The 12558-nt window shown below is 67.7% G+C and carries 13 protein-coding genes and 1 pseudogene; 9 read left to right on the top strand and 5 right to left on the bottom strand.

Annotated elements, in window-relative coordinates; translation table 11 throughout:
* Positions 1-9 precede the first annotated feature (9 nt).
* From ACILR9_RS11650 to ACILR9_RS11640, 3 genes are all read right to left on the bottom strand, one after another.
* Positions 10-1512: an ABC transporter substrate-binding protein gene (locus tag ACILR9_RS11650; protein WP_395710092.1), complete on the bottom strand. Its 1503-nt coding sequence runs from the start codon at positions 1510-1512 to the stop codon at positions 10-12.
* A gap of 256 nt (positions 1513-1768) precedes the next feature.
* The gene (locus ACILR9_RS11645; RefSeq protein ID WP_395710091.1) at positions 1769-2449 is read right to left on the bottom strand and encodes a DUF1028 domain-containing protein; all 681 of its coding nucleotides are present in this window, start codon (positions 2447-2449) and stop codon (positions 1769-1771) included.
* Positions 2446-3186, bottom strand: coding sequence for a DUF1028 domain-containing protein (locus tag ACILR9_RS11640; RefSeq protein WP_395710090.1), 741 nt, complete (start codon positions 3184-3186; stop codon positions 2446-2448). The genes ACILR9_RS11645 and ACILR9_RS11640 overlap by 4 nt, the downstream gene beginning before the upstream one ends.
* A 93-nt stretch (positions 3187-3279) precedes the next feature.
* On the opposite strand from ACILR9_RS11640, the gene ACILR9_RS11635 reads away from it, so the two are divergent.
* From ACILR9_RS11635 to ACILR9_RS11595, 9 genes and pseudogenes are all read left to right on the top strand, one after another.
* Entirely contained in the window at positions 3280-4296 is a 1017-nt protein-coding gene (locus ACILR9_RS11635) for an ABC transporter ATP-binding protein (protein WP_395710089.1), read from the top strand.
* The gene (locus ACILR9_RS11630) at positions 4293-5270 is read left to right on the top strand and encodes an ABC transporter ATP-binding protein (RefSeq protein ID WP_395710088.1); all 978 of its coding nucleotides are present in this window, start codon (positions 4293-4295) and stop codon (positions 5268-5270) included. The genes ACILR9_RS11635 and ACILR9_RS11630 overlap by 4 nt, the downstream gene beginning before the upstream one ends.
* 230 nt (positions 5271-5500) lie before the next feature.
* A pseudogene (locus ACILR9_RS11625) lies at positions 5501-5743 on the top strand (BrnT family toxin); the annotation flags it as partial.
* On the top strand, positions 5733-5963 hold the full coding sequence (locus ACILR9_RS11620) for a CopG family antitoxin (RefSeq protein ID WP_395710087.1): 231 nt from the start codon (positions 5733-5735) through the stop codon (positions 5961-5963). The pseudogene ACILR9_RS11625 and the gene ACILR9_RS11620, both read left to right, overlap by 11 nt.
* Before the next feature lie 382 nt (positions 5964-6345).
* Positions 6346-6639: a hypothetical protein gene (locus ACILR9_RS11615; RefSeq protein WP_395710086.1), complete on the top strand. Its 294-nt coding sequence runs from the start codon at positions 6346-6348 to the stop codon at positions 6637-6639.
* 199 nt (positions 6640-6838) lie between these two features.
* The gene (locus tag ACILR9_RS11610) at positions 6839-7246 is read left to right on the top strand and encodes a hypothetical protein (protein ID WP_395710085.1); all 408 of its coding nucleotides are present in this window, start codon (positions 6839-6841) and stop codon (positions 7244-7246) included.
* Positions 7243-8064, top strand: coding sequence for an ABC transporter ATP-binding protein (locus tag ACILR9_RS11605; protein WP_395710084.1), 822 nt, complete (start codon positions 7243-7245; stop codon positions 8062-8064). Before ACILR9_RS11610 ends, ACILR9_RS11605 begins: the two co-directional genes overlap by 4 nt.
* Positions 8061-8972, top strand: a complete 912-nt coding sequence (locus ACILR9_RS11600) for an ABC transporter permease (RefSeq protein WP_395710083.1) — start codon at positions 8061-8063, stop codon at positions 8970-8972. The genes ACILR9_RS11605 and ACILR9_RS11600 overlap by 4 nt, the downstream gene beginning before the upstream one ends.
* A gap of 82 nt (positions 8973-9054) precedes the next feature.
* Complete coding sequence (locus tag ACILR9_RS11595; protein ID WP_395710082.1) at positions 9055-9507, top strand: hypothetical protein; 453 nt, start codon at positions 9055-9057, stop codon at positions 9505-9507.
* 178 nt (positions 9508-9685) lie between these two features.
* Here the strand turns inward: ACILR9_RS11595 and ACILR9_RS11590 are convergent, their stop codons facing one another.
* Positions 9686-11110 (bottom strand): L,D-transpeptidase family protein, encoded by a 1425-nt coding sequence (locus ACILR9_RS11590; protein ID WP_395710081.1) that lies wholly within the window; start codon positions 11108-11110, stop codon positions 9686-9688.
* Between the two features lie 483 nt (positions 11111-11593).
* Entirely contained in the window at positions 11594-12553 is a 960-nt protein-coding gene (locus ACILR9_RS11585) for a Bug family tripartite tricarboxylate transporter substrate binding protein (protein WP_395710080.1), read from the bottom strand.
* Positions 12554-12558: the final 5 nt, after the last annotated feature.

Here is a 12558-nt window from a genome sequence, read left to right as displayed (position 1 = left end):
GAGGAGTGCCTACTTCACGCTCACCTTGTGCAGGCGCAGCAGCGAATCGCGCGAGGGCTGCCAGCCGCTGACGTTGGCCGAGCGGCCGGAGATGCGCGGCAGCCCGAACAGGAAGACCGACGGCAGCTCCTCGTGCATGATCTCCATCATGCGGTTGTAGGCCTTGAGTCGCGCGGCCTCATCGAGCGTCGAGCGCGCCTCCTCCCAGAGCTTGTTGTACTCGGCGTTGCTCCAGTAGTTGCGCTTGCTGTCGTCGGTGTACCAGACGGTGTTGAAATCGGCGTCGCCGACGCTGAACCAGCCGACCTGGTAGATCGGCCCCTGGTCGCGGGCGCGGTCGAGCTGGGCCCACACGGCGCCCTCGAGAACGTTCACGGTCGTGCGCGCGCCCACTTCCGTCATCATGCCGGCCGCGGCATTGGCAATGTCGACGTCGGACAGGTAGCGGCCCGACATGGTGTTGATCCTGGTGTCGAAGCCCTTGGCGTAGCCCGCCTCGGCCATCAGCGCCTTGGCCTTGGCGCGATCGAACGGCCGCGCCTTGATGGTCGGGTTGTAGCCGAAGGTCGACTTGGTCACGAGCTGGCCGTCGAGCACCGAGCCGTAGCCGCCCAGCATCTGCTGCAGCATGGTCTTCTTGTCGATGGCGTAGTCCATCGCCTGGCGCACGCGCACGTCGTTGAACGGCGGCTTGCGCACGTCGAAGCTCAGCACCAGGCTGACCGACGATTCGACGGCATCGATCTTGAGGTTGCGCCGCTTCTCGATCGACGGCAGCAGGTCGACCGGCACTTCCTCGATGATGTGGGTTTCACCGGCGACCAGGGAGGCGACGCGGGTCGCGCCCTCGGGAAGGGAGCGGATGCGCAGGTTCTTCATCGCCGGCGGGCCGCCCCAGTAATCGGGATTGGCGGTGAGGTCGTAATGGTCGCCGGCGATCCATTCGACGTATTTCCACGGGCCGGTGCCGATCGGCTTGCGATGCGCCTCCTTGATGCCGAGCTTCTCGGTCGTGGCTTTCTGCTCGATCGCGATGTCGGCAAGCCCGCGCACCAGCAGGGCCGACGGCGTCGCCGTGCGAATCTCCACCGTGTGGTCGTCGACGATGTCGGTGCCGACGACGCCCGCGATCCGGCTCTTGCGCGCATAGACCGTCTGCGGATTGGTCACGTAGTCGATGGTGAACTTGACGTCGGCCGCGGTGAACGGCGTGCCGTCGTGCCATTTGACGCCGCGCCGCAGATGGAAGCGCCACTTTGTCGGCTCGACCGCTTCCCAACGCTCGGCCAGGGCTGGCACCAGCTTGTCGTCACCATCGCGCGCCACCAGCGGCTCCCAGGTCTGGTAGACGAAGCTCAACGTGAGGTAGCCGCCCGCCGCCGGGCTGATCGAATCGGAGAACACAGCCGCGCCGATCACCAGCGTATCCTTGGGAGTCTGCGCCAGGCTCGCGCCGATTGTTGCCCAGACGGCCAACGCCGCCATCCCGATCGCACCCCAGAATCGCTTCATGCCACCCCTCCTCTGCTCAGACTCTTCCGCACCACGTCATGCTCCTCCCCAGCTCCGCTGGGGAGGAGAATGCAAGACGCCCGCGCCGCATCATCGTCCTCCCTAGCGAAGCTGGGGAGGTGTCGCCGTCTTCGGCGACGGAGGGGTCATGAGCACCACCACTGACGCTCATAACCCCTCCGTCAGCGTAAGACGCTGACACCTCCCCAGCGGAGCTGGGGAGGAAGATGAAGGAAGACGCAAAATGCGCGCCGCATCACCGCTTCTGCGCCTCGCGCCAGCGATCGTCGCGCGGCAGGCGTGGATTGTAGGGGCGCTCGCTGTAGTAAGGCAGCAGCGGGCGGAACCATTCGAAGATGCGGCGCAGCTCGCCGATCGGCTCCTCGTGCACGTCGACGCGCAGGTCGATGTAGGCGAAGGGCTCGTCGCCGAACACCAGGAGCGAGGACGAGAAATGGCCGTCGGCCTGCCCGCCGGCGCGGCCGCCCGCCTCGACGGCGCGCACCAGCCGCTCCTCGAAGACCTCATCGCCACTGGCGCGCATCGAGGCCGCCATGCCTTCGGTCACCTGCGGCCCGACGATGCCGTTGCCCATCACCAGCCAGCCGTCGCCGATGATGTGGCCGGCATAGGCGCCGTTCTCCGAGCCGGTCATGGCGGCGGCATTGCCCCACGCATCGACGACGCCGATCTGGCGCAGCGGCGCATTGGGATCGCTGCTTTCCAGCTCATGGATGATCTTGCCGGCGTGATAGCCCAGCCCCATCAGCTTCGTGCACAGCAGGGTGAGCCGCGGATCGGCGATCGATTGCACCGATGCCGCGGCCATGCGCGGGATCACCACCGGGCAGCGGTTGCCGACGGCCGGCGCGTGCGTCGCCATCGCGACGCCCAGCATCTTGGTCCTGGGGCAGCGCCCGACAACGGTGAAAGTCACGACTTCTTCCCTTTGCTTTTCTCGCGGCTCTTCTCGCGCGCGATGACCCAGTCCTCGACGACGCCCAGCGCGTCGGGCTGCCACGGGCGCGTCTCGTAGTATTCGATCTGCGGGCGGTAGATGTCGAAGATGCGGCGCAGCTCGGCGATCGGCTCCTCGTGCTCGTCGACGCGCAGATCGACCAGCGGATATTCCTGGTTGCGATAGACGACCAGCGCCGACGAATGCTGCCCGCCATGCTGGCCGCCGGCGTCGCGCCCGGCCTCGAGCGCCGACATCAGCCGCGCCTCGAGATCGTCGCCCTTCATCTTCCGGAAAGTCTCGGCCATCGCCGAGGCGGTGCGCTCGGAGATCAGGCCGTTGCCCATCGCCACCATGTCGGGCTCGCAGAAATGGCCCGACCAATCCTTGTTGTCGCTGCCCGTGCGCGCCACCGCGTTGCCGTCGCGATCGATCACCGAGATCTGGCGGAACTCGATGTGCGGGTCGCTGGCCGCGATCTCGTCGAGCACGCGGCTCGCCGAATATCCAAGGCCGAGCAGGCGCAGGCCGAGCGGCCCGAGGCGCGGATCGGTCACCGCCATGGTGACGACGACGCCCAGCCCCGGCTTGATGAACGGGCAGCGCGAGCCGACCGCGAGCGGCCGGGTCGAGATGGCGACGCCGTACTTGCCGGTGTCCGGACAGCGTGCCGAGATGGCGAAGGTGGAAAATTCCTCGCCGAATGGCCCCAACATTGCTCGACCTCCCTCTGCGCACCAACCCTGACGGCAAACATTGCCGACCATATTGTCCGAATGTATGGTCAACCGGACAATTGAGAAGATTGCATGCCTCTCATCGAACTTGAAGACGTCGCCGTCGCCTTTGGCCCGCCGGGCCGGGAGGTCACGGTCGTCGACGGGGCGAGCTTTTCGATCGACGCCGGCGAGACCGTGGCGCTGGTCGGCGAGAGCGGCAGCGGCAAGAGCGTCACCGCGCTCGCCATCATGGGGCTCCTGCAGGATCCGGGCCGGGTGACGCGTGGCACCATCCGCTACGACGGCCGCGATCTCACCAAACTCGACGATCGCGCCCTGTCGGCGATCCGCGGCGATCGCATCGCCATGATCTTCCAGGAGCCGATGTCGTCGCTGAACCCGATGCTCTCGGTCGGCGGCCACGTCGCCGAGCCGTTGCGCCTGCATCGCGGCCTGTCGCGCGGCGAGGCGCGCCGCCAGGCGATCGCCCTGCTCGACCGCGTCGGCATCCCCTCGGCGGCGCGCCGCTTCGACGATTATCCGCACCGCATGTCGGGCGGCATGCGCCAGCGCGTGATGATCGCCGCGGCGCTCGCCTGCCGGCCGGCGCTGCTGATCGCCGACGAGCCGACGACGGCGCTCGACGTCACCATCCAGGCGCAGATCATGGACCTGCTGGCCGACCTCCAGGCCGAGTTCGGCATGGGCATCCTGTTCATCACCCACGATCTCGGCGTCGTCGCCGCGCACGCCCATCGCGTGGTGGTGATGTATGCCGGCCGCGTCGTCGAACGCTCCGACACGGCGACCCTGTTCGATGCCGCCGCCCATCCCTATACCGCGGCCCTGCTGCGCTGCGTGCCGGGCGAGGACGAGGACGAGCGCCTCGCGGTGATCGAGGGCACGGTGCCGCCGCCGGGATCTCTGCCATCGGGCTGCCGCTTCGAGCCGCGCTGCCCGCGCGCCGCACCCGCCTGTCGTGCCGCGGAGCCGGCGCTCGCCAGCATCGGCACCCGCCACGAGGCAGCCTGTGTCCGGCCGATCGGGCCCCTCATCGGGCCGGGCATCGGCCCATCGATCGGCCCATCGATCGGCAACGGCGCATGAGCCCGCCGCTGCTGCGGGCCGAAGGCCTCGCCAAGCACTTTCCCGTGCTGGGCGGGCCGCTCGGCATCTCGGAGGTCGGCTCGGTGCGCGCCGTCGACGGCGTCGATCTCACCGTGGCGCGCGGCGAGGTGCTCGGCCTGGTGGGCGAGAGCGGTTGCGGCAAGTCGACCCTGGGCCGCCTGCTCATCCGCCTGCTCGACCCGACCGCGGGCTCGATCCATTTCGACGGCGGCGACCTGATGGCCGCCGATGGTCCCGCCCTGCAGGCGCTGCGCCGACGCTTCCAGATGATCTTCCAGGACCCCTACGGCTCGCTCAATCCGCGCATGCGGGTCGACGAGATCGTCACCGAGCCGCTGCGCCTTGCCGGCAGGTCGCGCCAGGAATGCCGCGAGCGCGCGCCCGAGCTTTTAGCCATGGTCGGGCTCACACGGGAGCATGGCGCGCGCTACGCCCATCAATTCTCCGGCGGCCAGCGCCAGCGCATCGGCATCGCCCGGGCGCTGGCGCTCGATCCCGACTTGGTGGTGTGCGACGAGCCGGTGTCGGCGCTCGACGTCTCGGTGCAGGGCCAGGTGGTGAACCTGCTGCGCGACCTGCAGCGCCAGCGCGGCCTCAGCTACGTCTTCGTCTCGCACGATCTGCGGATCGTGCGCCACATCTCCGACCGCGTGGCGGTGATGTATCTCGGCCGCATCGTCGAGACCGGCGACACCAAGACGATCTACCGCAAGCCGCTGCATCCCTACACCGAGGCGCTGCTCGCCGCCGTGCCGGCGACCCGTCCCGGCGCGCCGCGCAAGCGCGCCGTGGTCCAGGGCGAGATCCCGAGCGCCCTCGACCCGCCGGCCGGCTGCGCCTTCCACCCGCGCTGCCCGCTGGCAACCGACCGCTGCCGGATCGAGCGGCCGGCGTTGCGCACGATCGACGACCGCGAGGTTGCCTGCCACGTGGCGGAGACGCGGGTCTCATAGCCGGGAGCGCGCCACTTAAGGCGGAGTAACCTCCGCCGACGTGGCGCTCATGGGATGTATGATCGACAGGAAGAGCGCCACAGGAGCGGCGCGCTCCCAGCCATGAGCCCGCTCTGGTCCCGGCGCCGAGCGCCGGCATTGCATTTGTATGTACAAATGTATATAGAAGACCTGTGCCGATAGCAGGTTTCGACTGGGACGCCGGCAACTGGCCCTAGTGTGCAAAGCACGGTGTCGAAAAACGCGAGATCGAGCATGTGATCATACACGCCCGCTTCGTGGTCGACGATCCAAGCCCGGCGGAGAAGCGTCTTCGCACGGCCGGCAAAGCCCCTTCAGGTCGGCATGTGTTCGTCGCCTTCACCTTCCGGGAGAAGGAAGGCAAGACGTACATCCGGCCGATCAGCGCCCGCTACATGCACAGGAAGGAGATCGAGAGCTATGAAAAAGAAATGGCCAAGATTGAGAAGTGACGAGGAGGCCGAGCGATTCGTCGAGAAGGCCGACCTGACCGACTACGATTTCTCGCAGATGAAGCCCGTCCAGTTCGAGTTCGAGAAGAAGGCGGCGACGCTGAACATGCGCATCCCGGAGTCTCTTCTGGCTGCCGTGAAGCGCAAGGCCCTGCGCAAAGGCGTACCGTTCACGCGCTATGTCCGCATGCTGATCGAGCGCGACGTGTCACGGCCGTAGGCCGGCATGCCCCACGAGGCAGCGAAAGCACCAGCCTTTGGGTCCCTTAGCGCCTGTCACGAAATAAGTGCTTCATTTCGCGGAGTCACTGGGAGGCCGCCGTGGGACGAAGGTGTAGTTCCATTCAGGATGAAAAGCGTCGTATCTGATCTTGATCGCCAGATGGCGAATTCACGACCTTACCAATCGTGTTTGTCGTGGGCCGAAGTTGAAGGTTCGAGCCGACGCCGAACACAGCGTCTGCCCTGAGTCAGTCGGCCCGGACCCCGATCAGGGCCCGTTGCTGCGGCGCTCTCTTGACGCCATGACAAACCCGCCTAGCGTGGGTGGGCGTGGCGATGGGCTATCGTCCGTGAAGGCGCAACATCAAGGAGGATGTGATATGCGCAAGCCTGCGCTCGTGCCGCGCGTGGACAACAACGCGATGCCGACTCTCCACGACTGCCCGCGGAAGCACGCCGACACCATGATCGAGCACGACGGCGGCATGCGTCCGACCGCAAGACACCGTTCCCGAACGCAAGCGACCGCACCGACCGGTGTTTTGCGGTCGGCTAACCCCTTGATTCAAAAGGCTCCGAACGCACCGAACGCACCGAACGCAAAAATGCAGGGTGATTCTTTCGCGTCGGCAGCGGGCGGCGCCCTCGATCCCGCCCGGGATCGGGTGGCCTAGCAATTGCTGCCTCTCCCTCCAGCCACCCAGGGGGAAACCATGCCGAACGCCCGCTATCGCCTGTCCCGCCGCGCCAGCCTGGGCCTCGCCGGCGCCGCGGCGGCCGGCTCGGTCCTCGTCAGGCTGCCCGGTCGCAGCGCCAGCGCCCAGGTGCTCGACAAGGTGAGCTACCAGACGAACTGGCGCGTCCAGGCCGAGCATGGAGTCGGGCAACGACAGCTTCGACAACGACAACACCACGCTGGCGGCCTCGCGCAAGCTGGTGACCGAGAAGAAGGACCTGGTGCAGCGCTTCGTCACCGCGACCCTGGAAGGCTGGGCCGAGTACCTCGAGGGCGGGCCCGGGATCGAGACGGCCAACGCGCAGATCAGGAAGGACAACCCGGACATGACCGATGATAAGATCGCCTATGCGATCAAGGTCATGAACGAGAACGGCATTGTCCACTCCGGCGACGCGCTCACCCTGGGCATCGGGGCGGTGACCGACGCCCGCTGGCAGCGCTTCTACAAGTCGATGGCCGAGCTCGGCGTGCTGCCAGCCGGCGTCGATCCGGCCAAGGGCTACAGCCTCGACTTCGTGAACAAGGGCGTGGGCAAGGCGTGACGGCGCCGGCGCCCCTCACGACGCCGGCCGACGTCGCGCGCAACGCCGCCGGCCGGCCTGTCGTCCAGCTCAGGGGCGTCGGCAAGCGCTATTCCAACGGCACGCTCGCGGTCGCCGGGGTCGATCTCGACCTCCGCCGCGGCGAGTTCGCGAGCCTGCTCGGGCCCTCGGGCTGCGGCAAGTCGACGGTGCTGCGCATGATCGCGGGCCTCGGCGAGCCGAGCGCGGGGCGGATCGACTGGCCCGGCGCCCCGCGCGACGGGCGCGGGCAGCCGGTGCGCGACGTCGGCTTCGTCTTCCAGGAGCCCACCCTGATGCCGTGGGCGACGGCGCTGCAGAACGTCATGCTGCCGCTCCGGCTCGAGAAGGTGCCGTCGCGCGAGGCCGCCGACCGGGCGGCCGCGGCGCTGCAGTCGGTCGGGCTCGACGCCTTCCTGCGCGCCTATCCGCGCGAGCTGTCGGGCGGCATGAAGATGCGGGTGTCGATCGCCCGCGCCCTGGTGACCGAGCCGCGCATCCTGCTGCTCGACGAGCCGTTCGCCGCCCTCGACGAGATCACGCGCCACAAGCTCAACGACGACCTGCTGGCGCTGTGGGCCAAGGCGGGCTTCACGGTTTTGTTCGTCACCCATTCGGTGTTCGAATCGGTCTACCTGTCGCAGCGCATCGTGGTCATGGCGGCGCGGCCCGGCCGCATCGTCGCCGACTTGGGCATCGACGCCCCGTTCCCGCGCGACGCCGCCTTCCGGACCTCGGTCGAGTATGCCGAGGCGTGCAAGATCGTCTCCGCGCGGCTGGCCCAGGCGATCGTGTCATGACCGACACTTTTGCCCGCCCCTCTGCGGCCCGCCCCTCGCCGGCGCGCGCCGCCCCGGCCGCCAACGGCACGGACGAGGCGGCGCGCCCGGTCGCCGTGGTCGAGAAGCGCTGGCTCGGGCTCACCGTCGAGAGCTGGCAGAAGATCCTGGCGCCGCTCGTGATCGGCGTGATCGTGCTCGGCCTGTGGGAGCTCATCGTCCGCCAGGCCGGCATCCCGCATTACATCCTGCCCGGCCCGCTGCTGATCTTCCGCACCCTGATCACCGACTGGGGCACCTTGTCGGGCTCGCTGTGGATCACGCTGCAGATCACCGGCCTCGCCCTGCTCGCCGCGGTGGTCGTGGGCGGGCTGCTGTCGATCCTGTTCACCCAGTCGAAATGGCTGGAACTGTCGCTGTTCCCCTACGCCATCATCCTGCAGGTGACGCCGATCGTGGCGATCGCGCCGCTGATCATCATCTGGGTCAACGACACGCTGCTGTCGCTGCTGATCTGCGCCTGGATCGTGGCGTTCTTCCCGATCCTGTCCAACACGATCCTTGGCCTCAACTCGGCCGACCACAATCTGGTCAACCTGTTCCAGCTTTACGGCGCGAGCCGCTGGCAGACCCTGATCTATCTCCGCCTGCCGGCAGCGCTACCCTATTTCCTCGGTGGCTTGCGCATCTCAGGCGGGCTGGCGCTGATCGGCGCCGTCGTCGCCGAGTTCGTCGCCGGCTCAGGAGGCACTGCGTCGGGCCTCGCTTTCCGCATCCTCGAAGCAAGCTACCAGCTCAAGATTCCGCGCATGTTCGCCGCCCTCGTCATGGTGTCGATGAGCGGCATCGCGATCTTTCTGGTGCTGAGCCTGATCTCTCATCTGTTGCTGCGTCGCTGGCACGAAAGCGCCATGCGTCGGGAGAACTGACCATGCTGGCCACGCAACAAGCGGTTCTGCGCCGGTTCTGGTATCCGAGCGCCTGACGTATGGCTTCGTCGCCCGCTCCGACGTGCCGGTCTACAACAACGAACTCCAGAAGAAAAACCTGCGCGACGACAGCGCCTTCACGATGCGCCATATAACGGCACATTGGTACATGCCGTTCCTGCGCCGCCTGCATATTCGTTATCCCAACGGCCTCGACCACATCATCGTCACCGCCGCCACCCCGCTCGACGACGAGCGCTCCCAAATCGTGCAGTTCTGCTTCCGCAGCGACAGCGAGGCGGAGGCGCCGGCCAGCGACATCATCGCCTTCGACCGCCGCGTGACCGAGGAGGATCGCGACGTGCTCGAAAGCACCGATTTCGACGTGCCGCTCGACATGAACTCGGGCATCGAACGCCACATGCCATCCGACCAGCCAGGCCTCGTGATGCGGCGCATGCTGCTCGAGCTCCTGGCGGCGCACGGCGAGAACCAACAGACGCGTCACTACGGGAGCCGCGTCGCGCCGGAGTAGCGGCGCCTGGGGCAGGATTGCTTCAAGCGAACTCTCGCCTCCCGAGGAACGGCCGCGCAGCCGCCTTTCTGTCGTCCTGAGCGCAGCGAAGGATCTCATCGCCATTTGCCACAAGCATGCTTTGATACTTCTGGCGATGAGGTCCTTCGCTACGCTCAGGACGACCAGAAATGTGATGTCAACGCCCGCGCGGCTCGCGCACCTCGCGTTCCGCCACCGCTCGTCCCTTTGGATCCAGGTGCTGCGGATCCAGGTGCTGCCAAATTTCGGCGTCGCGTCCGTAGATATCGGCGCGAAACTGCACCCTGCCATCGTCATCCGCGAACGCCGTCTCATAGACCACGAACACCGGCACGGGCTTGGGCAGAACGCTCCAGGTGGTGTTGCCGGTCGCGATCGCCTGATCGATCGCCTCGATCGGCTGCTGCATCAGCAGCGCGGCCAGCTTCCGGGGATCCTCTACCCTGATGCATCCATGGCTGATGCGCCGATCGTCGCGGCTGAACAGGTTCTTGGACGGAGTATCATGCAGGTAGACGTCGAACCGGTTGTGCATGTGAAACATCAGCTGGCCGAGCGCCGAGTTGCCGCCCTGCTGCTGCAGCCCGCCATCCGGCAGCATGACCATGTTGTGCCGCGCCAAGTAACCCGGGTCGCGACGGGCCTTCGGCAGGATCTCTTCGGTGGCGATGTCCTTCGGGACGTTCCACGGGGGATTGAACCACAATCCATCGATCGAGGCCTGCAGCTCCGGGCTCTGGTTGCGCCGGTCGTTCTGGCCGACGATGACCCGCGTCGAGAAGACCGGCCGACCGTCGCGATACAGCACCAGCCGCCCGTCGGCCACGTTGACCCAGACGCGGTCCGCCGGCAGCCGCCGCGGCAGCCAGCGCTCGCGTTCGAGGTTCACCTTGATCTCGCGCAAGCGGGTCGGCGCGGTCCCGCCACGCGCCGCGGTGTCCGCGCCAAGATCTTTCAAGGCCTGGCGCAGCAGCCGGTAGGTCGGCGTCGTCGGCGCCAGCGCTTCGAGCGCCGACGCGGGATCGGGGCTGGCGAGGGCGGCGTCGAGCGCGGCGGTGACGTCGATCGGCTCGGGCGTCAAGGTTTCGTCATCGCGTCGGCGCTCGACCGGCATGGCGCCGCGCGCCAGCGCGTCGGCATAGGACAGGAAGACACTCGACAGCAGCATGTCCCGCTCAGGTGTCGGCATGGTCGGCAGCGACCGCAGCAGGTCCCTGTGAAACAGCTCCGGGGCGAGGCCATGATCGCTGGCGCGCCAGACGGCATCCATGAGCGAGTTCGCCTGGCCCTGCCGGGTCTCCCAGACCGGCGCAAAGCCATGGCGGGCGTAGAAGCGTCGCAGCAAGTCGACATTCCGCCGCTCGCCGGCGCCGTCCGACTTGGGCGTGCGCGCGATCAGGTCGTCCAGCCTGGTGCCGGCAGACGCAGCCATCGGCGAGGGCCGGGCCGCCACCAGGGAAGCTGCCGGCGCCAGGTCTGCCGCGCGGACTGTCGGTTCGGCAGGTGCACAGGCGGCGACGAGCGCAACCGCGCCGAGGGAGGCCGCCCCCGCCCTGATGCGTCCCGGAAGGCCTCTCGTCATGTCGCCGCGGACGGGGAACGACATCGTTTCACCGACAGTGCCTCCATGACGAACCTGCTTCAAACGGTTGCAGGAGCAGGATTTTCCTTAACCGACTTCCAGGAAGATCGCATCGCCAATATTTGCGCCATCCGCCGGGAACCAGAACGCCTCCTCGACGTTATATTGGGTCGGTCACTCTCCGGGCTTTTTCCAGGCGTTGTAGCGTGCCCGACTCCCTCAACTCCGGAGGAAACGGATGTACGACGTTGCCGAAAAAGTGGCTCGCCTCGGGCGGCTGCGCAATGCCGCGCTGCTTGCCATCGTGATTCCGGCGGCGCTGGTCGCGGGATGCTCCTCGCCGCAACCCCCGCCGCCACAGCCGGTTGCCGCTTCGCCACCGCCGCCACCGCCGCCTCCAATGCCACCCGTTCGCGGCTGACGAGCGGCGCGGCTGGACTGAGAGCCGATCCCTCGCAGGTCGATCCAACGACCTGCGAGGGGCTAATCCACCTTGATCCCGACCTCGCGGATCAGGGTGCCCCACTTCGTCGAATCGGTGCGGACGAACTCGGCGAATTGGCCGGGCGTCATCCATTGCGCCTCGGCGCCCTGCTTGGCGACCATGGCCTTGAGCCCATCGTTCGTCAGCACCGTCTTCAGCGCGGCGCTGAGGCGCTCGATGATGGCGGCTTGCGTCCTGGCCGGCAGGAAGATGCCGTACCAGGTGCCGGCGGCGTAGCCCGGCAGGCCCGCCTCGGCGACGGTCGGCAGGTCGGGCATCACGCTCGAGCGCGTGCGGCCGCTCACCGCCAGGGCCTTCAGCGTGCCCGCCCTGGCATGCTCGGCGACCAGCGGCACGTCGGCGAACAGGACCTGGATCTGGCCGGCCAGCAGGTCGGCCACCGCCGGCCCGAGGCCGCGATAGGGCACGTGCACCATCTTGATGCCGGCCATCGAGGCGAACAGCTCGGTCGCGAGCTGCGGCGCGCCGCCCTTGCCCGACGAGCCGAAATTGAGCTTGCCTGGATTGGCCTTGGCATAGGCAATCAACGACTGCACCGAATCGACCGGCAGGGACTTGGTCACCGTCAGCACGAACGGGCTGGTCGCCGCCAGCGACACGGGGATCAGGTCGCGCGCCGGATCGAACGGCAGCGGCTCGCCGAGATGCGGCGCCACCGCCAGGGTGCCGGCGACGCCCAGCAGGATCGTGTAGCCGTCCGGCGCCGCCTTGGCCGCAATGTCGCTGCCGACCACGCCGTTGGCGCCGGCGCGGTTCTCGACCACCACGGTCTGGCCGAGCTGCTCGCCGAGCAGCGGCGCGACGGCGCGCGCGGTAAAATCGGCGCCGCCGCCCGGCGCGAAGGGCGCGATCAGGCGGATCGGCCGGTCGGGCCAGGTCTGGGCTGCGGCCGTCAAAGGCAGCAGCGCCGGCAGCAGGACCAGGGTTCGGCGCAGCATGAACT

The sequence above is a fragment of the Reyranella sp. genome (assembly GCF_044224635.1).
In the GTDB taxonomy this organism is placed as follows: Bacteria; Pseudomonadota; Alphaproteobacteria; order Reyranellales; family Reyranellaceae; genus Reyranella.
The sequence above is the reverse complement of the archived record's forward strand: the minus strand, read 5'-3'. Positions and strand labels throughout refer to the sequence as shown.